This window comes from Achromobacter marplatensis (assembly GCF_049060505.1).
Classification (GTDB): Bacteria; Pseudomonadota; Gammaproteobacteria; order Burkholderiales; family Burkholderiaceae_B; genus Achromobacter; species Achromobacter marplatensis_A.
In genome coordinates, this window is the sequence record NZ_JBMGRB010000004.1 from 458,985 (window position 1) to 478,519 (window position 19,535).

Sequence of the window (19,535 nt, forward strand, 5' to 3'; positions counted from 1 at the left end):
TGCCTGTCATCATCCGGTCTAATACATAGTGCACGATGTAATAGTATGCTATTCAGTTTTAAGCAGTTCCGCAGGTTATCGGTAAGCGCCGCGGCGGGAGGGCCCGCCAGGCGAGGCAGTTCAACTTTCAATAAAGGAAACGCATCATGTCTATCGAAAAAGTCCTCTACCGCGCCAATGCCACCGCAACCGGCGGCCGTGAAGGCCGTGGCGTCAGCGATGACGGCAACCTGGACGTCAAGCTGACCACGCCGCGCGAACTGGGCGGCGCGGGCGCAGCCGGCACCAACCCGGAACAACTGTTCGCCGTGGGCTATTCGGCCTGCTTCCTGGGCGCGATGAAGTTCGTCGGCGGCCGTGACAAGATCGCCATCCCGTCGGACGTGTCGGTGAACGGCATCGTCGGCATCGGCGCCATTCCGACGGGATTCGGCATCGAAGTCGAATTGAAGATCTCGTTGCCGGGCATGGAGCGCGAGTTGGCCCAGAAGCTGGTGGCGGCGGCGCATATCGTTTGCCCTTACTCGAATGCTACGCGCGGGAATATTGATGTGACGTTGACGATTGTTTGATCTTTGCTTGGTTCAGGGCGGGCGGGGGATCTTCGTAGGTTGCCCGCCGACTTGCGGCCACCGGGGCGGCGCGCAATCGTCGTAGGATGGGTGGAGCGCGGGAAATCCGCCACGAGAACGATGCCGACTATCGCGCGCAACCCATCATGTCAGCATGTTTCGATGGCGGATGACCTGTGGCGTGCGCCAATGAAGGTGACTTCCGGCATGTGTCGAAGATGGGTTGCGTGCGGCATGCGTCCGCGTTCGCGGGTAGACCCGAACGCACTCCACCCATCCTACGAAAAATGACGACACGCGCGCGCCACACGCGAAGCGGCATCATCACGACGCAAGACGCCGCGTAAGCCCCACGAGGCCGCCCGCGCGGCCGGCATGGGGCGGGCCCCGCAAGACCGTCCACCACCCCCCACCATTGATGCGAAGCCAAAGAACACCGATCGTCCCAGCTGCATTGAGATTGCAGCTAACCGAGCCCAGGCCACCCACGTGCCGGGCGGCCCAAAAAAACCAACACCCGCAAAAAAAGCCTCCTCTAATGCCCCCCCCCAAGATAAGCCGCAACCACCGCCGGATCATCTCGTAGCTTCTCCGCGCTGCCATGAACAGATATGCGCCCGTTCTCCAGCACGTACCCGTAATCCGCCACATTCAACGCGGCGGCCGCGAACTGTTCCACCAGCAGCATCGTCACGCCTTCGTCCTTCAGCCGCGCAATGATCCGGAACACTTCCTCCACCAGGATCGGCGCCAGCCCCATCGACGGTTCGTCCAGCAGCACCAATTCAGGGTTCAGCATTACGGCGCGGGCCATGGCCAGCATTTGCTGTTCGCCGCCGGATAAGGTTCCGGCCAGTTGCTCGCGGCGCTCCTTCAAGCGCGGGAACAGGTCCATGGCGCGCCCCAGGTCGGCCTGCACGTCGCCTTTGGGGCGGCTGCCGGTCAGGCGCGGGAACGCGCCCAGCAGCAGGTTGTCGGTCACGGACAGGGTCGGGAACACGCGGCGGCCTTCCGGCGAATGGGCCAGGCCCAGCCGCGCGATGCGGTGGGATTCCAGGCCGTCGATGCGCTTGCCGCTTAACGTGACCTCGCCCGCGGTCGGCCGGATCATGCCGGACAGCGCCCGCATCGTGGTGGTCTTGCCGGCGCCGTTGGAGCCGATCAGCGTCACGACCTTCGCCTTCGGTACCTCCATGCTGATGCCGTGAAGCACCTTGACCTTGCCGTAACCCGCTTCCAGATTCTTGATCGATAGCATCTTGTCGTCCTCTTGGCGTCAGGCGGGCGCGCCGCCCAAATACGCCTCGATAACCTTGGCGTTGCTTTGCACTTCGTTTGGCAGGCCCTCGGCGATTTTCTGGCCGAAGTCCAGCACCGATACGGTGTCGCACACGCCCATCACCACATCCATATGGTGTTCGATGAGGATCAGCGTGATGCCGTGGTCGCGCACTTTGCGGATGATGGCCAGCAACTCCACGATGTCGGGCGCGGTCAGGCCGGCGGCGGGCTCGTCCAGCAGCAGCAACTGCGGGTCCAGCGCCAGCGCGCGGGCGATTTCCAGCAGGCGTTGCTTGCCGTAGGGCAGGTTGCGGGCCTCTTCGTTGGCCAGCGATTCCAGGCCGACGAATTCCAGCAGCGCCATCGCGCGGGCCCGGGCGCCTTGCTCTTCGCCCTTCCACTTCGAGGTACGCAGCGCGATGCCGGCCAGCCCCGTGGTAAAGGTGTGGTGCAGGCCCACCAGCACGTTTTCAAGCGCGGTCATCTCGCCAAACAGCTGCACGTTCTGGAATGTGCGGGCGATGCCGGCGGCCGCGATGTCCGCGGGCGCCAGGCCCACCAGCGACTTGCCCGAGAATTCCACCGCGCCGGCGGTCGGCACGTAGATGCCCGTCAGCACGTTCATCATGGTGCTCTTGCCGGACCCGTTGGGGCCGATCAGCCCGTGGATGGTGCCGCGCTTGATCGTCAGGTCGACCTCGTTCAGCGCTTTCAGCCCACCGAACTGCATCAGCACGTTTTTGGCCGTCAGCAGCGTTTCACCCTTGCCGGCCACGGCATCGGGCACGGCCTCTTGTTCCTTCACCAGGTCCGACTTGACCGACAGCGCCGCGCGGCGGTTCGAAAAGAACAGATTGCGGACGAAGCCCACGATGCCGTCGGGCAGGTAGTACACGACAAACAGGATCATGGCGCCGAAGATGGTCAGGCGCCAGTCGGTAACGGCGTCCAGCCAATACGAGAAGGCCGCCAGCACGACGGTGCCGACGACGGGCACCACCACGCGCCGGGGTTCGGCGCGGCCCTTGGACACCGCGATGACGCTGCCCACGGTCACCAGGATGGCCACGGCCAGGGCAATCAGCCGGAAGGTGCCGATGTCGTCCAGCATCTTGGGCAGCAACACGATGATGGATGCGCCAAGCAGGGCGCCCATGCGGCTCTTGCGGCCCCCCATGATGATGGCCAGCAGGAACAGGATGGTCAGTTCGAAGTTGTACGTGTTGGGCGAGATGTACTGCTCGGAATACGAGTACAGCGCGCCCGCCAGGCCGGCAAAGCCGGCGCTGATCACGAAGGCGAACACTTTGTGCCGGTAGACCGACACGCCCATGCAATCAGAGGCGATCGGGCTGTCGCGCAAGGCCTCGAACGAACGGCCCAGGTGCGACTTCAGGATGCGGTGCACGACAATCAGCGAGATCACCAGCAGCGCGCCCACCAGCCAGAAGTACTCGCTTTTTGTCAGGATGTGCCCGCCGATGGACGGCTTGGGGATCTTGATGCCCAAGGGGCCTTCGGTCATGAAGGTCATCTCGTTGATCAGGATCTGGATGATCGTGCCGAACGCCAACGTCACCATGGCCAGATACGGTCCCGTGACCCGCAGCGCGGGCAGCGCCAGCACCGCGCCGAACGCCGCCGCGATCAGGATGGCGGCGGGAAGGATCACCCAGATGGGCATCTGCAGATGGAAGAACAGCACGCCCGCGACATACGAGCCGATGCCGAACAGCCCGGCGTGGCCCAGCGACACCTGGCCGGTGTAGCCCACCACGATATCAAGCCCGAACAGCAGGATCGAATAGATCATGATCGTTTCGATCAAATGCAGGTAGTACGTGTTGGTCACGCCCAGCGGCACGGCGGCCAGGCAGGCCACGGCAACGACAGAGAGCAATAGGTGCAGGGGTTTCATCGCTTACACCTTCTTGATCGCGGTCTTGCCGAACAGGCCGGCGGGCTTGAAGGTCAGAACGAGCAGCAGCAATACCAATCCCGGCACGTCTTTGTACCCCGTCGAAAGATAGAAACCGGTGGTCGTTTCGGCGATCCCCAGGATCAGCCCGCCCACCACGACGCCCATCCCGCTGGACAGGCCGCCGATGATCGCGACGGCGAACGCCTTAAGCCCCAGCACCGCGCCCATGGTGGCGCCGGTCAGCGTCAACGGCGCCACCAGGACGCCGGCGAACGCCGCCGTCAATGACGACAGCGCATAGGAAAACGTGATCACCATGCCGGTGTTGATACCCATCAGTCCCGCCGCGTCGCGGTCATTGGAGGTGGCGACGAAGGCCTTGCCGTAGATGGATTTGCGGTTGAAGATCTCGACCAGGATCATCATGCCCAGCGCGCCGAAGACGACAAGCAGCTCCATGGGCAGCACGTTCGCGCCCAGCACCTGAATCGGCGCTTCGGGCAGCGGGGACGGGAAGCGCAGGTCGTCGCGGCCCCAGATGTTCTCGGCCACGTTCTTGAAGATGATCCCCAAGGCGATGGTGGCCATGATCCAGCCGAATTCCGATCGGGTCTTGATGGCCGGCCGCACGCCCACCCGTTCGACCAGCGCACCTTGCGCGAAACCAAAAATGCAAACGATGGGGATCATGACCCAATAGTTCACGCCCAGGCCGACCAGCGTCAGTCCGACCAGCGCGCCCAGCATCAAGGCTTCGCCCTGGCCAAAGTTCAAGGTGCCCGATGTGGCGAACGTAAGCTGGTATCCGAACGCGATGACGGCATAGATCATGCCTAGCGCGATACCGCTATAGATAAGCTGTAGAAGAATCATGGGTGTGTTTTCATAACGCCGGCGTTCCGTTCCAGGCAACGCCCGCGGAACGCGGTGTTCAGTTGTCCAAGGCGCTGCGCGCCACCTGCATCACATGAAGCGGGAAAGGGCATGATCGAAGCGGCGCGAAAGCGGCATTGCCGGTCCCACGCGGCGCTCCCCGGTGGGGAAGCGCCGCGCCTGCTTCGGGAGTGGGCCGATCAGTTGGCCTTGACGACGCGCCCGGCCTTGACCTCGCCGATGACCACTTCTTTCGCGGTGATCGCGTCGTGGTTGTCGTGGGTGAATGGCTTGTTGTAGGTCATCACCACGCCTTCCACCGGCGCCTGCAGGTTTTCAAGCGCTTCGCGCACCTTCGGGCCATCGGTGGAGTTGGCCTGCTTGATGGCCGCGGCCAACAGGAAGACCGAGTCGTAGCCCTGGGCCGCCGACACCGGCGAATCGATGCGGTTGTTCTTGGGCTTGAACTTGGCCAGGTAGGCGTCGATGAAGGCCTTGCGCTTGGGGGTGTCCGGGTCCTGGATGAAGGTTTGCGGCATGCGCGCGCCTTCGCCGTTCGTGCCCGAGTTGTCGATGTAGTTGGCCATCGACAGGGTCCAGCTGCCAATGATCGGCACTTTCCAGCCCAGCTTGGTCATGCCGTTGGCGACCTGGGCCAGTTCCGGGCCGATGCCGTAGGTCAGCACGGCTTCGGCGCCGGCGGCCTTGGCCTTCAACAGCTGGGCCGTCATATCGACGTCCTTGATGTTGAATTTCTCGACCGCGACGGCCTTGATGCCCTTCGCGCTCAGGGCCTTTTCCAGATCTTCGCGCCCCAACTGGCCGTAGTTGGTGGAGTCGGCCAGGATCGCCACTTTCTTGAAGCCGCGGCGGGTGATCGCTTCTTCCACGATCATCGGGGCCTGGATGCTGTCGTGCGCCGCGTTGCGGAACACGTAGTTGTCGGGGAATTCCGGGGCCTTGAACTGGTGCGTGATCACGCTGCCGGTGGCCACGTTGTTGAAGACGGGGATCTTGGCTTCCTGGTAGAAGCGCTGCGAGGCCAGCGCCACGCCCGTATTGATGTAGCCGACCGTGGCCGCTACCTGTTCTTTGTTGATCAATTCCTGGGCGATCTGCACGCCGCGTTCGTTCTTGGCTTCGTCGTCGCGTTCGACGGCCACCAGTTGGCGTCCCAGCACGCCGCCATTCTTGTTGATTTCTTCAATGGCAAGCCGCACGCCATCACGCATGCTCACGCCCATGGATGAGGAACCGCCGGTGTAGGGGCCGGCCACGCCGATCTTGATCGGGTCGGCGGCGTAAGAGGCGGCCGATGCGGCAAATGCAAGGGTTCCTGCGAGCAGCTTCAAACGAAAATCCATGGATGTCTCCGTTGTAATTAGATGAACTGCGTGGAAAACCGTGTGCCGGCGCCAAACGGCGGGAATCGATTGCTGCGGCGCTCTCCTGTCTTGCGTGTTGTGACTGTCTGCTTAATCGCTTACGCGAATCTGACCCGGCGGGCGCTTTGCGCGTAAATACCTAGTACGGGCGCACGGGGTGCGGCCAGGCGCTGCGACGCCGCGCCGGGCCGGCCACGTTCGCCGCATGCTAGCCAGCGTGGCGCCCAAGCGTGCGGAAATTCGTTCCGCCCATCACTGGAAATTTATTCCTGACCGGCCGGCAGGCCGCGTGGCCATTGGGATGCCTGTTTGCACACGTCTTCCAGCCATAGGGAAAACGCTTGGACCGCACGGCCCGGGGGGCGCGCGCTTTCGGTGCACAGGTAGTACTGGGATTCGCCAGGGATGTCGATATCCAGCACGCGCACCAGTTTGCCTTCATCGAGCCATTCCGCCGCCAGCGTGCGGCGGGTCAAGGCCAGGCCCTGGCCGGCGCGCGCGGCAGCCAGCATCATGCCCAGATCCACCAGCCAGACACCGCGCGAGGGTTCGGGCCAGTCCAGGCCGGCCGCGTCCAGCCACGGGCGCCAGGGCTCCATCGGGCAACGCAGCAGCGCGGCGGGGCCCAGGTCGGCGGGACGGTGGAACGGACCGTGCCGGGCCAGGTACGACGGCGAGCACACGGCGAACACCGGGTCCGCGGTGAGCTGCCGCGCTTGCAGGCCGGGATACTTGCCGCTGCCGAACCGTATCCAGACGTCCGCGTTGGGCGGCATGATGTCCAGGTAGGGAATCGACAGCATGATTTCCAGTTCCACGTCGGGATGCGCCGCCGTGAAACCGGGCAGATAGGGAATCAACACCTGGCGGGCGAAAGTCGGCGTGGAGACGACGCGCAGCGGTTCGGGCTTGGGTTCGCCGCGCTTGTGCAGCGAGGCGTCGGACAGCAGGTCCAGCGCGGTGCGCACTTGGTTCAGGTAGTCGCGGCCGGCTGCGCTGAGGGTGGCGCCGCGGCTGCTGCGGATGAAGAGCGAGACGTCCAGCAACGCCTCCAGCGCGGCGATCCGCTTGCCGATGGCGCTGGCGGTGACGAAGAGTTCCTCGCTGGCGCGCTCGAACGAGCCCAGCCGGGCGGCAGCTTCGAAGGCCTGGATGGCGGCCAGCGGGGGCAGGCGCACATCTTTAGAGGGAGAGGGTCCGCGCATGATCGTCTGGCGGGCCGGCCGTGCGCCCGACGAAAGAGTGGCAACGGGGCATTATAAAAGTGATGGCGGCGCGCGCTCGGGGCGCGCCGCCTTGCCCGGGAAAGGCCGGACGGGTTTAGATGCCCTTGATGGCCAGGCTGACGGCCAGTGCCGCCATGACCACGGCGATGACGCCGTCCAGGACGCGCCAGGCCGACGCGCTCGCGAAAAAGCGGGCGAACAGGCGCGAGCCGATGCCCAGCACGGCCAGCCACAGCAAGCTGGCGGTGAAGGCGCCGGCGGCGAACGCCATGCGGGCGTCGTCGAAGCCGTGCGCCAGGGAACCCACCACCACCATGTCCAGCCAGAAGTGGGGGTTCAGCAACGAAAAACCCAATGCGCCCAGCATCGCGGCGCGGCGCGAAGGCACCACATCGCGCGCCGCGGCCAGGCCGCCCCGAGCCGTCCAGGCGCGGCGGGCCGACTGCAACGCATACCACGACAGGAACGCCACGCCGAACCACAGGATGGCGGTCGTCAACCACGGAAACCAGGCCGTCAGCGCTTGCAGCCCGGACACGCTGGCGAAGATGAACACGGCGTCGATCAGTGCGCAGATGGCGACCACGCTAAGCAGATGGGCGCGCATCAGCCCTTGGCGCAGGATGAAGGCGCTTTGCGCGCCGACGACGGCGAACAGACCCAGCCCGGTGGCGGTTCCGCTGGCCCAGGCGGTCAGGAAGAGAGGGGATGACAAGGTGGCGAACATGATGGGAATACCTGTAACTGCAACGCCTGTGGCGGCGCTTCGATAACGGCTCCGGAGGCATTGCGCACCCCGGCGATAGCGTATTTTCCCTTGCGTGGGCGATGAAATACAGCTAATTTTCCTTCACTATATTAAGTAAAACTAATCAATGAAACTCGATCACGGAAACCTGCGGGCACTGGCCGCCGTTGTGCGTGAAGGCAGCTTCGAGCGCGCCGCGCTGTCCTTGAGCGTGACGCCGTCGGCCGTGTCGCAACGGATCAAGGCACTGGAAGACCGGATGGGCCGGCTGCTGGTCCAGCGCACCGTGCCGGCCGCCGCCACGGCGGATGGGCAAGTGCTGGTGCAACTGGCCGAACAGACCGCGTTGCTGGAGCACGATGCGTTGAACCGGCTGGGGGTGTCGGACGATGAGGTGCCGCACGCCAGCATTCCCATCGCGGTCAATCACGACAGCCTGGAGACCTGGTTCGTCGATGCGGCCTTGCAGTTCGCGGCCCGCACGCGGGCCACGCTGGACATGCTGTCCGAAGACCAGGACCACACGGCGGCCCTGCTGCGCAACGGCTCGGTGCTGGGCGCGGTGACCACCCTGGCGGATCCGGTGCAAGGCTGCCGCATCCACGCGCTGGGCAGCATGCGGTACGTCGCCACCTGCACGCCGGATTTCCACAAGCGTTACTTCGCGCAGGGCGTGAATGCGCAAACACTGGCCGAAGCCCCCGTGCTGGTGTTCAACCGCAAGGATGCCTTGCAGGCACGCTTTGCGCACAAGATATCGGACCCTGCGCCGTGGCAGCCGCCTGTCTGGTGGGTGCCGTCCACGCGCGCCTTCGTGCAGGCCACCCTGGGCGGCCTGGGTTGGACCATGAATCCGTTGCCGCTCGTCCAGGAGCACCTTGATGCAGGTCAGTTGATGCTGCTTCGGGGCCGCGCCTGGGAGGATGTGCCGCTGTATTGGCAACATTGGCGGGTAAACTCCGAGGCGATGGAAGCCTTGACCGATTCGGTTCTGTCGGCCGCCCGCAGCTTGGTCCGGCGGCGTTAACCCACTAGGAGGACACCCCATGAACATCCGCAAGTTCGCAGTCATCGCCGCCCTGGGCCTGTGCACGGCCGGCTCGGCATGGGCGAAGGATTACAAGGTCGGCCAGGTCGAAGTCGACGACCTCTGGGTCCGCGCCTCGGCGCCGGGCCAGTCCAATGGTGCGGGGTATATGGACATCGATAACGACGCCAAGACCGCCGACCGCCTGCTGTCGGTCTCGTCGGACGCCGCCGAGCGCGTCGAGCTGCATACCGTGCAGACCGAGAACGGCGTGTCGAAGATGCGCCAGGTGGAAGGCGGCATCGCGCTGCCCGCCGACACCGAGGTCAAGCTCAGCCCGGGCGGCTACCACGTCATGTTCATCAAGTTGAAGGCGCCGTTCACCGACGGCGCGACCGTGCCGGCGACCCTGAAGTTCGAAAAGGCCGGCGAAGTCGCCGTGCAGTTCAAGGTCAAGCCGGCCTCGCACAACCCCGGCATGAGCCATGGCGGCATGGACCACGGCACGATGAAACACTAAGCGCCCTGCGCTGCCCGCGTCTGATGGCGCGGGTGTGTTTTACCTGAAATACCCGAGAAGCCAGCCTGATCGGCTCAATCGGGCAAGTCTCTCCAGACCAGGCACAGGTCTACCCCAATCGGGGCCGCGCGGAGCCGGCTTCGCCGGTCCGCAGCGGCGCCCCCCTGGGGGGGAAGCGCACAGCGCTTCGGGGGGGTTAATACAAGCCTTGCTGGCGCATCGCGTCGGCCACTTTCACGAAACCGGCGATGTTGGCGCCGTCCAGGTAGTTGACGTACTCGCGTTCGCTATGGCCATGGCGCACGCAATTTTCGTGGATGTCGCGCATGATGGCGTGCAGGCGGGTGTCGACCTCTTCGCGCGTCCAGGACAGGCGGGCGGAGTTCTGGGCCATTTCCAGGCCCGACACGGCTACGCCGCCGGCGTTGCTGGCCTTGCCCGGCGCGTACAACACGCGGGCGGCGATGAAGGCCTTTGCGGCCTCCAGCGTGGCGGGCATGTTGGCGCCTTCGGCCACGCACAGCACGCCGTTCTTGATCAGCGTTTGCGCGTCGGCCAGTTCCAGTTCGTTTTGCGTTGCGCACGGCAGGGCCACGTCCACCGGCACGTGCCAGGGACGCTTGCCGGCTTCGTACTTCAGGCCGAATTGTTGGGCATAGGTGTCCAGGCGGCCGCGCAGGTCGTTCTTGATGTGCATCAGGGCCACCAGCTTCTCGTGCGTGAAGCCGGCTTCGTCCACCACGGTGCCGTTCGAATCCGATACCGTGACGACCTTGGCGCCTAGCGACATGGCTTTTTCAATGGCGTATTGCGCCACGTTGCCCGACCCCGAGACCGACACGCGCAGGCCGTCGAAGGACTTGCCGACGCGCTTGAGCATTTCTTCGGCGAAGTACACGGTGCCGTACCCGGTGGCTTCGGGGCGGATCAGGCTGCCGCCAAAGGTCAGGCCCTTGCCCGTGAAAACGCTGGCAGTCGAATTCGACAACTTTTTCATCATGCCGGCCATGAAACCGACTTCCCGAGCGCCCACGCCGATATCGCCAGCGGGCACGTCGGTGTCCGGGCCCAGATGGCGATACAGCTCGATCATCAACGCCTGGCAGAAGCGCATGACTTCGGCGTCCGACTTGCCCTTGGGATCGAAGTCCGAGCCGCCCTTGCCGCCGCCCATCGGCAGCGTGGTCAGCGAGTTCTTCAGCGTCTGCTCGAAGGCCAGGAACTTCAGGATGGACAGGTTCACCGAGGGGTGAAAGCGCATGCCGCCCTTGAACGGGCCGATGGCCGAGCTGTGCTGGATGCGGAAAGCGCGGTTGACCTGGGCGCGGCCCTGGTCATCGGACCAGCACACGCGGAACTGGATCACGCGTTCCGGTTCCACCAGGCGCTCCAGCAAGGCGTGCTCGGCGTAGTGCGGGTGCTTTTCGATGAAAGGCCACAGGCTCAGCATCACCTCTTGGACGGCTTGCATGAATTCAGGCTGCTGCGGGTCGCGCGCGGCGACGCCACGCAGGAAGTCGTCCAGACTCTGCACTTTCAACATGATCTCCTCGGGGGTGCTTCGAAAGGGTGCGGATGTGCGCCGTTTTGGGGCGCAAATTATTTATCCTGGTGCATCGATCGCACCAGCGTGGTGCGGAATTGTAGGGGCAAAATGTTGCCCTGCGCAAAGCCGCAAATTCCGCCATCACCTTGATATCAAAGCACTTTTTACCGTCAATTAATAGGGACGCATAATCGAGGAAAAGGCTGGAATAGGGGCCGGACAAGGTGGTTTAACGCCGACCGGCATTGAATCTACAGGGGAAATTGATGCGTCCCTATATTGTGGTGCAATGCGGATAGGGCAGAATGGCCCCGGATTCATAGGAAACAAGAGGTTCTCGACGGGGCTGGGTGTCTGCGGGTCATCTCATTTAGCTGTTATGCGTCCCCGTTATTTTCTTGAGAAAAATCACCTGCCGGCTGGCCGGATCAGACCTGCGCCACCGCCAGCCCCGCACCCAACGCCATCAAGATCGCGCCCACGATCCGGTCGGCCGTGCGTTGATGGTCAAGCAAAACCCGTCGCAACATCACCGACGACACCGACCACGCGACCACGCTGAACCATATCCAGTGGGCAAACGACATGAACAGTCCGTAGCCGAATTGCTGGGCTAGCGGCGTGCCCGGCGCCACCACTTGGGTGTAGGTGCTGATGACGAACAGGGTGGTCTTGGGATTCAGCGCGTTGGTCAGGAAGCCATGGTAAAGCGCTTGCCAGGGTGAAATCGGCGGGCGTGCCGACAGGTCCTGGCTGACCGGGGTGCGATTGAAGAAAGTTCGCCAACCCATGTAGAGCAGATAGCATGCGCCGGCAAGTTTGATGCCTTGCAGCACCGGCTGCGCATAATGGGCCAGCAGGCCCGCGCCGAACATCGTATAGAACACGTGGACTTGCACGCCCAGGGCGATTCCCAGGGCGCAGACCAGCCCCGTGCGTCGGCCGAACAGGTAGCTATAACGCGTGACCATCGCAAAATCGGGCCCCGGACTGATAACGGCAAGCACGGTGATGAGGGCAACGGCGATCAGTTCGGTCATGGTGGCGGCGGGCGGGGTAGCGTCCGGGAAAGCTTGGGGAAGGGCGCCCATTGTGTGGCGCTGGCGCCGCGACGAAAAACGATTTTTAATGCCGGATATCCGTTAGAAAAAATCACTAATTGCCATGAAACTTCCCCCGCTTGGTTCGTTGCGCGTCTTTGATGCCGCGGCCCGCCACGAGGCGTTCGGCAGGGCAGCGCAGGAACTGCATGTGACGCACGGCGCGGTCAGCCGTCAGATCAAGCAGCTGGAAGAAGCGTTGGGGCTGACCTTGTTCGAACGCCGCAATCGGGCTGTTTTTCTGACCGATTCGGGGCGCCAGCTACTCATGCTGACCCGTAGCCTGTTCGAGCAGTTGACGGCCGGCCTGGCGCAATTGCGGCAACCCGCCGCTGACGCGCCCCTGGTGTTGTCGTGCGAACCGACGATCGCGATGATGTGGCTGATTCCCCGCCTGCCTGACTTTCAACGGGCGCATCCCGGCGTGCAGGTGCATCTGTACGCGGCGGGCGGGCCCGTGGATTTCGCGGCGCAAGGCGTGGACGTGGCGTTGCGGCGCAACGATTTTGAGTGGGACGCCGCCTTGCACGCCGAACGGGTATGCGATGAATGGACGGGGCCGGTCTGCCGGCCGGGCGTGGCGGATGATTCTGGCGATGGCGTCTGGACGGGCGTGACGGCCCTGGGCAGCGCGACCCGGCCGGGCGCCTGGCGCCAATGGGCACAGGCGTCCGGCCACAAGGTCCCGCGCCGGACAGGGCCCGTCTATGAGCATTTCTATCTCAGCCTGCAGGCGGCCGCGGCGGGATTGGGGCTGGCCATCGGCTCGGCGCTGATGGTGCGGGACGCATTGCGCGACCGCCGGCTAGAGGCCCCTTGCGGGTTCGTCCGCGACGGTTCGGCGTACTTTTTGTTGTCGCCCAGGCCATTCCAGGACGATCCCCGGGCGGCGGTCTTTCTGGCGTGGCTACGGCAAGAAACGGCCGCGTCGCTGCCTGGCCCCGAAGGCGACGGCGCCGGGCCGGGCACGGATCAAAGCGTGGCGTCGTAATCGATCGTCAGCGGCGCATGGTCCGAAAAGCGCTCGTCTTTGTAGATGGCCACGTTGCGGGCGCGGGCGGCGATGCCGGGCGTCGCGATCTGGTAATCAATGCGCCACCCCACGTTCTTGGCCCAAGCCTGGCCGCGGTTGCTCCACCAGGTGTATTGGTCCGGGCGGTCGTCGATGGTGCGGAACACGTCCACGAAGCCGCGCTTGTCGAACACGTCGGTCAGCCATGCGCGTTCTTCGGGCAGGAAACCGGAGTTCTTCAGGTTGCCCTTCCAATTCTTCAGGTCGATTTCTTTGTGCGCGATGTTCCAGTCGCCGCAGATGATGAATTCGCGGCCGGTAGTCTTGTGCTCGTGCATCAGCGCGTCGATCCAGGGCCCGAAACGGTCCAGGAAGCGGTACTTGGCTTGCTGGCGCTCGTCGCCGCTGGAGCCCGAGGGCAGGTAGGCGCTGATCACCGACAGGTTCTTCCAGTCGGCGCGGATGATGCGGCCTTCGGGGTCGAACTCTTCGCAGCCCAGGCCGATATTTACCCGTTCGGCGGCGTCGCGCAGGTAGATGCCCACGCCGCTATAGCCCTTCTTGACCGCGTGGTGGAAATGGCCGGTGTAGCCGGGGGGATGGCGCAGGTCATCGGTCAAGTCCGCATCGGCGACCTTGATTTCCTGAAGGCAAAGGACGTCTGCGGCATGCTTCTCCATCCAGGGTTGCAGACCCTTGCGGAAGGCGGACCGGATGCCGTTGAGATTGATGGACGTGATGCGCAGCAAAGCGAAGCTCCTGTAGAGCGGCCGCGGGGGCCGGAACAATGCCAGGAATTTAACCGACTCGGCGCCGCCGTCCGGGAAAAGCCCTGACAACGGATAAAATGCCGGGGTTTGCCATCTATCGGATCCCTTCGTATGCCCGCCGCCACCTCTTCCGCCACCTCCCTTGATTTCGTCCGTTTTGCCCTGAACGAAGGCGTGCTGCGCTTTGGCAGCTTCAAGGTCAAATCGGGCCGGATCAGCCCGTATTTCTTCAATGCCGGCCTGTTCAACAGCGGCGGCTCGGTTGGCAAGCTGGCGCAGTTTTATGCCCAGGCGTTGCTGGACTCGGGCGTGGCATTCGATATGCTGTTTGGCCCGGCATACAAGGGCATCCCGCTGGCCACCGCGACGGCGGTGGCGCTGGCCAGCCACCCGGCCATGCAAGGCCAAAGCGACGTGCCGTTTGCCTACAACCGCAAGGAAGCCAAGGACCACGGCGAAGGCGGCACCCTGGTTGGCGCGCCGCTCAAGGGCAAGGTCGTCATCATTGACGACGTGATCACGGCAGGCACGTCGGTGCGCGAATCGGTGGAAATCATCCGCGCCGCCGGCGCCGAACCCGCTGCCGTGCTGATCGCGATGGACCGCATGGAACGCGCCGGCCCGGACGACGCGCTGTCGGCGCATTCGGCCGTGCAGGACGTCGCCAAGACCTATGGCATCCCGGTGGTGGCGATCGCGTCGCTGTCGGACATCATGGCATTGCTGCAAGACGATGCGTCGTTCGCCGAAAACCGCGACGCCGTGCAGGCGTACCGGACGAAGTACGGGGTGAAGTAAGGGGTGAAGTAAAGGGCTGAAAGTAAGGGGCTGAAAGTAAGGGGCTGAAAGTAAGGCGGCGCTCGGCGGGCCCCCTTCTTCGCAAGGTAAAAGGCCGCGGCAATGTGCCGCGGCCTTGATCAGCGTGATCCCCGTTCGGGCAGTCAGCTATCGAGCTTTTGCTTGAGCAGGTCGTTCACTTGCTGCGGGTTGGCCTTGCCGCGCGCGGCCTTCATGATCTGGCCCACCAGCGAGTTAAACGCCTTTTGCTTGCCGGCCCGGTACTCTTCCACAATGGCCGGGTTCGCGGCCAGCACCTCGTCGATCATGGCGCCGATGGCACCCGTGTCGCTGATCTGCTTCAGGCCGCGCGCGTCGATGATGGCGTCTGCGTCGCCGCCGTTCTCGCCGGCCCACATGGCGCCAAAGACTTCGCGGGCGATCTTGTTGGAGATCGTGCCGTCGATGATGCGGCCGATCAGCGCAGCCAGCGCCGGCGCTTGCACCGGCGAATCGGCGATGCCCTTTTCTTCTTTGTTCAAGGCCGCGGCGACTTCGCCCATGACCCAGTTGGCGGCCAGCTTGGCCTGGCCCGCCGGCAGCGCGCGCGCCACGGCTTCGAAGTAGGCGGCCAGATCGCGGCTGACGGTCAGTTGCGCGGCATCGTAGGCGGGCAGCCCGAATTCCGATTCAAAGCGGGCGCGCTGGGCGGCCGGAAGTTCCGGCATGGTGGCGCGCACCTCGTCCACCCAGGCAGGCGAGATCACCAGCGTGGGCAGGTCGGGGTCGGGGAAGTAGCGGTAGTCGTGCGCGTCTTCCTTGCTGCGCATGCTGCGCGTTTCGTCGCGGTCGGCGTCATACAGGCGCGTTTCCTGGACGACCGTGCCGCCGTCCTCGATCAGTTCGATCTGGCGGCGCGCTTCATAGACGATGGCGCGTTCCAGGAAGCGGAACGAGTTGACGTTCTTGATCTCGGTGCGGGTGCCGAATTCCTTCTGGCCCACCGGGCGCACCGACACGTTGGCGTCGCAGCGGAACGAGCCTTCCTGCATGTTGCCGTCGCAGATGCCCAGCCAGACCACCAGGCTGTGCAGGGCGCGGGCATAGGACACCGCCTCGGCGGCCGAGCGCATTTCGGGCTCGGTCACGATTTCCAGCAACGGCGTGCCGGCGCGGTTCAGGTCGATGCCGCTGGCGGGCGCGCCGTTGGCCAGGGTGAAGTCGTCGTGCAGCGATTTGCCAGCGTCTTCTTCCAGGTGCGCGCGCGTCAGGTTGACGGTTTTTTCTTCTTCGCCCACGAAGAACGACAACGAGCCGCCCACGACCACCGGCAGTTCGTATTGGCTGATCTGGTAGCCCTTGGGCAGGTCGGGGTAGAAGTAGTTTTTGCGCGCGAACACCGAGCGCGGCGCGATGGTGGCGCCCACGGCCAGGCCGAAGCGGATAGCGCGTTCGGCCGCGCCGCGGTTCATGACCGGCAGGCTGCCCGGCAACGCCAGATCGACTTCGTTGGCATGCGTGTTGGGCGCAGCGCCGAAGGCGGTGCTGCTACCCGAAAAGATCTTGGAGCCGGTGGAAAGCTGGGTATGCGTTTCCAGGCCGATGACGATTTCCCAGTTCATGTCAGGCGTCCTGCTTTACTGGCGAATGCTTGTGCCAGTCGGTGACTTGTTGGTAGCGGTCGGCGATGGCTAGGAGCTTGCCTTCGTCGAAGTAGTTGCCGATGATCTGCAGGCCGACCGGCCGCCCCGAGCCAAAACCGCAAGGGATGGACATGGCGGGCAGGCCCGCCAAGCTGACGCCCAGCGTGTAGACGTCGGCCAGCCAGTCGGCCGTCGGGTCGTCGCGGTTGTCGCCAATGTTCTTGGCCACCGTTGGCGTGACCGGGCCCATGATGACGTCGCACTGGTCCGCGTAGGCGCGCTGGAAATCCTGTGCGATCAGGCGGCGCAGTCGTTGCGCTTGCAGGTAGTAGGCGTCGTAGTAGCCGTGCGACAGCACATACGTGCCGATCAGGATGCGGCGCTTGACCTCGCTGCCGAAGCCTTCGGCGCGCGAACGGCTGATCATTTCGGTCAGATCGCCGTACTGCTCGGTCCGGTGGCCGTAGCGCACGCCGTCGTAGCGGGCCAGGTTGCTGGACGCTTCCGCCGGGGCGATGACGTAGTAGGCGGGGATGGCGAGTTCCGTGCGCGGCAGCGATACCGGTACGCGCACAGCGCCCAGCGCCTCAAACTGGGCCAGCGCGGCTTCCACCGCAGCGGCCACGTCGGCGGCCAGGCCGGCGCCGAAATACTCTTCCGGCACGCCGATGCGCAAGCCCTTCAAGGGTTGGCTGCCGGCCGCGTCGAACGCAGCCTGGGCCGAATCGAAGTCGCGGCGGACGCGGCCAGGTTCGTTCACGGCGGCGTCGCACTTTTCCAGACTGGTCGCGTCGCGCGGATCGAAACCGCTCACGACGTCCAGCAACTCAAGCAGGTCGCGGCTGCTGGCGGCCAGCGGGCCGGCCTGGTCCAGGCTGGAGCCGAACGCCACCATGCCGTACCGCGACACGGTGCCGTAAGTCGGCTTGATGCCGCTGACGCCGCACAAGGCGGCGGGCTGGCGCACCGAGCCGCCGGTGTCGGTGCCGGTGGCGGCGGCCACCAGGCGGGCGGCCACGGCGGCGGCCGATCCGCCCGACGAGCCGCCGGGCACCGCGGCGTGGTCCCAGGGATTCTTCACCGCGCCGTAGGCCGAGTTCTCGTTGCCGGAACCCATGGCGAATTCGTCGCAGTTCAGCTTGCCGATGGACACGGCGCCCGCTGCGGCCAGTCGTTCGACGACGGTGGCGTCGAACGGGCTGACATAGCCTTCCAGCATTTTGCTGCCGGCGGTCGTGCGCCAGCCGCGAGTCACGAACGCGTCTTTGTGCGCGATGGGCACGCCGGCCAGCGGGCCCGCCGAACCGTCGGCCAGGGCGGCGTCGGCGGCGCGGGCCTGGGCCAGCGTCAATTCAGCGTCAATATGTAAAAAGCAATTCAGGCCGCTGGCCGCATCGGCAGCCGCCAGGGCGCTTTGCGCCAGTTCGACTGCGCTGACCTGGCGTTGGGCGAGGGCCGCGCGCAAAGCGGCGATCCCCTCGAATTGGGTATGCAAGGCAGGTTTCGTCATGGCTTAGTCTAGGACTTTAGGAACCAGGAACAAGCCTTCCTGGGCGTCGGGGGCGTTGGCCAGCAGCGCCGCGCGGCGGGCTTCCGAGCTGGCTTCGGTAACGGCGTCTTCACGCAGGCGCAGCACAATGTCCTCATGGGCGGACAGGGGGTGGGCCAGCGGTTCGACGCCTTGGGTGTCGACGGACTGAAGCCGTTCGATCAGGTGGAGGATGCCGTTTAACTCGGCCTGCGCAAGCGTGCGCTGGTCGGGGGTCAGTTCGATTCTGGCCAGCCGGGCAATGCGGGCCACATCTGTGTCATTGAGCGCCATAGGGATTGCAAAATCGATAAGCGAAGGCCGAAGGGCGGGACTGGGCAGTATGCACCCGCCAATCCCGTTACAAAGCTTGAATAGCCTGCATTTATGCGCTATTTCCGGGGAAATTATAAGTTATGATTCACGGTTTAATCGCCGTGATGACAGGCGGACCCGACGTTTCTCGGGCCAGACGCCCCACGACTTGAACCCAATTCCCCCCAGAATTTAGCTGAGCTCCCATGTTCGGATTCCTGCGCAGTTATTTTTCCAGCGATATGGCGATCGACCTCGGTACCGCCAATACGCTGATTTACGTCCGCGGCAAGGGCATCGTGCTCGATGAGCCCTCCGTGGTCGCAATCCGTCATGAAGGCGGGCCTCACGGCAAAAAGATCATCCAGGCCGTCGGCCACGAAGCCAAGCAGATGCTTGGCCGAGTGCCCGGCAACATCGAGGCCATCCGGCCCATGAAGGATGGCGTTATCGCCGACTTCACGGTCACCGAACAGATGCTCAAGCAGTTCATCCGCATGGTGCACCCCCGCAACATGCTGGCGCCCAGTCCGCGCATTATCGTCTGCGTGCCCTGCGGTTCCACCCAGGTTGAACGCCGCGCCATCCGCGAATCGGCGTTGGGCGCGGGCGCGTCCCACGTCTTCCTGATCGAAGAACCCATGGCCGCGGCCATCGGCGCCGGCCTGGCCGTGTCCGACGCCAGCGGCTCCATGGTCGTCGACATCGGCGGCGGCACCACCGAGGTGGCGGTCATCTCGCTGGGCGGCATGGTCTATAAAGGTTCCGTGCGCGTCGGCGGCGACAAGTTCGACGAAGCCATCGTCAACTATATCCGCCGCAACTACGGCATGCTGATCGGCGAACCCACCGCCGAGCTGATCAAGAAGGAAATCGGTTCCGCATTCCCGGGTTCCGAAGTCCGCGAAATCGAAGTCAAGGGCCGTAATCTGGCTGAAGGCGTGCCGCGCAGCTTCACGGTCTCGTCCAACGAGATCCTGGAATCGCTGACCGACCCGCTGAACCAGATCGTTTCCGCGGTGAAGATCGCGCTTGAGCAAACCCCGCCCGAACTGGGCGCCGACATCACCGACAAGGGTATCGCCCTGACGGGCGGCGGCGCTTTGCTGCGCGATCTGGATCGCCTGCTCCAGGAAGAGACCGGCCTGCCCGTCGTGGTGGCCGACGATCCCCTGACCTGCGTCGTGCGCGGTTGCGGCGAAGCGCTGGAACACCTTGAGAAACTGGGCGCCATCTTCATCAACGACTAATACCGCCCGCCAGCCCGGAGCCCCGCTTGTTTACGGCTCCG

18 protein-coding genes are annotated in these 19,535 nt (G+C 64.4%); 6 read left to right on the forward strand and 12 right to left on the reverse strand.

All coding sequences use genetic code 11. The features are described from left to right. The first annotated feature begins 146 nt into the window (after positions 1-146). Complete coding sequence (locus ACI0FO_RS13225; protein WP_416027263.1) at positions 147-572, forward strand: organic hydroperoxide resistance protein; 426 nt, start codon at positions 147-149, stop codon at positions 570-572. A gap of 535 nt (positions 573-1,107) precedes the next feature. Here ACI0FO_RS13225 and ACI0FO_RS13230 read toward each other — a convergent pair. The 6 genes from ACI0FO_RS13230 to ACI0FO_RS13255 all read right to left on the reverse strand — a co-directional run bounded on the left by ACI0FO_RS13230 (position 1,108) and on the right by ACI0FO_RS13255 (position 7,985). Further along, positions 1,108-1,830, reverse strand: coding sequence for an ABC transporter ATP-binding protein (locus ACI0FO_RS13230; protein ID WP_006224764.1), 723 nt, complete (start codon positions 1,828-1,830; stop codon positions 1,108-1,110). Between the two features lie 18 nt (positions 1,831-1,848). Further along, positions 1,849-3,771, reverse strand: coding sequence for an ABC transporter permease subunit (locus ACI0FO_RS13235; protein ID WP_416027265.1), 1,923 nt, complete (start codon positions 3,769-3,771; stop codon positions 1,849-1,851). Positions 3,772-3,774: 3 nt separating this feature from the next. After that, positions 3,775-4,647: a branched-chain amino acid ABC transporter permease gene (locus ACI0FO_RS13240; RefSeq protein ID WP_006216335.1), complete on the reverse strand. Its 873-nt coding sequence runs from the start codon at positions 4,645-4,647 to the stop codon at positions 3,775-3,777. Between the two features lie 200 nt (positions 4,648-4,847). Beyond that, positions 4,848-6,011 (reverse strand): ABC transporter substrate-binding protein, encoded by a 1,164-nt coding sequence (locus ACI0FO_RS13245; RefSeq protein ID WP_416027268.1) that lies wholly within the window; start codon positions 6,009-6,011, stop codon positions 4,848-4,850. 284 nt (positions 6,012-6,295) lie between these two features. Further along, the gene (locus ACI0FO_RS13250; RefSeq protein ID WP_416027269.1) at positions 6,296-7,237 is read right to left on the reverse strand and encodes a LysR substrate-binding domain-containing protein; all 942 of its coding nucleotides are present in this window, start codon (positions 7,235-7,237) and stop codon (positions 6,296-6,298) included. Between the two features lie 115 nt (positions 7,238-7,352). Then, positions 7,353-7,985, reverse strand: a complete 633-nt coding sequence (locus ACI0FO_RS13255) for a LysE/ArgO family amino acid transporter (protein WP_416027271.1) — start codon at positions 7,983-7,985, stop codon at positions 7,353-7,355. A 148-nt stretch (positions 7,986-8,133) separates the two neighbouring features. On the opposite strand from ACI0FO_RS13255, the gene ACI0FO_RS13260 reads away from it, so the two are divergent. Both ACI0FO_RS13260 and ACI0FO_RS13265 read left to right on the forward strand, forming a co-directional pair. Then, positions 8,134-9,033 carry a LysR family transcriptional regulator ArgP gene (locus tag ACI0FO_RS13260; RefSeq protein WP_105555879.1) on the forward strand — a complete coding sequence of 300 codons (900 nt, stop codon included), beginning with the start codon at positions 8,134-8,136 and terminating at the stop codon, positions 9,031-9,033. A 19-nt stretch (positions 9,034-9,052) separates the two neighbouring features. After that, positions 9,053-9,553, forward strand: a complete 501-nt coding sequence (locus ACI0FO_RS13265) for a copper chaperone PCu(A)C (protein ID WP_416027273.1) — start codon at positions 9,053-9,055, stop codon at positions 9,551-9,553. Positions 9,554-9,749: 196 nt separating this feature from the next. On the opposite strand, the gene gdhA is transcribed toward ACI0FO_RS13265, so the two are convergent. Then, positions 9,750-11,096, reverse strand: a complete 1,347-nt coding sequence (gdhA, locus tag ACI0FO_RS13270; RefSeq protein ID WP_313458572.1) for an NADP-specific glutamate dehydrogenase — start codon at positions 11,094-11,096, stop codon at positions 9,750-9,752. A 431-nt stretch (positions 11,097-11,527) separates the two neighbouring features. Beyond that, positions 11,528-12,139 carry a LysE family translocator gene (locus ACI0FO_RS13275; RefSeq protein ID WP_416027413.1) on the reverse strand — a complete coding sequence of 204 codons (612 nt, stop codon included), beginning with the start codon at positions 12,137-12,139 and terminating at the stop codon, positions 11,528-11,530. Positions 12,140-12,263: 124 nt separating this feature from the next. On the opposite strand from ACI0FO_RS13275, the gene ACI0FO_RS13280 reads away from it, so the two are divergent. Next, the gene (locus tag ACI0FO_RS13280) at positions 12,264-13,190 is read left to right on the forward strand and encodes a LysR substrate-binding domain-containing protein (protein ID WP_416027275.1); all 927 of its coding nucleotides are present in this window, start codon (positions 12,264-12,266) and stop codon (positions 13,188-13,190) included. On the opposite strand, the gene ACI0FO_RS13285 is transcribed toward ACI0FO_RS13280, so the two are convergent. Continuing rightward, the gene (locus tag ACI0FO_RS13285; protein WP_416027277.1) at positions 13,172-13,960 is read right to left on the reverse strand and encodes an exodeoxyribonuclease III; all 789 of its coding nucleotides are present in this window, start codon (positions 13,958-13,960) and stop codon (positions 13,172-13,174) included. The genes ACI0FO_RS13280 and ACI0FO_RS13285 overlap by 19 nt on opposite strands. Before the next feature lie 132 nt (positions 13,961-14,092). Here ACI0FO_RS13285 and pyrE point away from each other — a divergent pair, with 132 nt between their 5' ends. Beyond that, complete coding sequence (pyrE, locus tag ACI0FO_RS13290) at positions 14,093-14,779, forward strand: orotate phosphoribosyltransferase (protein ID WP_416027279.1); 687 nt, start codon at positions 14,093-14,095, stop codon at positions 14,777-14,779. A gap of 143 nt (positions 14,780-14,922) precedes the next feature. Here pyrE and gatB read toward each other — a convergent pair whose 3' ends face one another. Genes gatB through gatC form a run of 3 tightly spaced genes read right to left on the reverse strand, consistent with a single transcriptional unit; the run spans position 14,923 to position 18,223 of the window. Continuing rightward, the gene (gene gatB / locus ACI0FO_RS13295; RefSeq protein WP_416027280.1) at positions 14,923-16,380 is read right to left on the reverse strand and encodes an Asp-tRNA(Asn)/Glu-tRNA(Gln) amidotransferase subunit GatB; all 1,458 of its coding nucleotides are present in this window, start codon (positions 16,378-16,380) and stop codon (positions 14,923-14,925) included. A gap of 1 nt (position 16,381) precedes the next feature. Beyond that, positions 16,382-17,911: an Asp-tRNA(Asn)/Glu-tRNA(Gln) amidotransferase subunit GatA gene (gene gatA, locus ACI0FO_RS13300; RefSeq protein ID WP_416027282.1), complete on the reverse strand. Its 1,530-nt coding sequence runs from the start codon at positions 17,909-17,911 to the stop codon at positions 16,382-16,384. A gap of 3 nt (positions 17,912-17,914) precedes the next feature. After that, complete coding sequence (gatC, locus tag ACI0FO_RS13305; RefSeq protein ID WP_416027283.1) at positions 17,915-18,223, reverse strand: Asp-tRNA(Asn)/Glu-tRNA(Gln) amidotransferase subunit GatC; 309 nt, start codon at positions 18,221-18,223, stop codon at positions 17,915-17,917. A 227-nt stretch (positions 18,224-18,450) separates the two neighbouring features. On the opposite strand from gatC, the gene ACI0FO_RS13310 reads away from it, so the two are divergent. Continuing rightward, a complete protein-coding gene (locus ACI0FO_RS13310; RefSeq protein ID WP_006216320.1) occupies positions 18,451-19,494 on the forward strand; it encodes a rod shape-determining protein in 1,044 nt (347 codons plus the stop codon). Positions 19,495-19,535 lie beyond the last annotated feature (41 nt).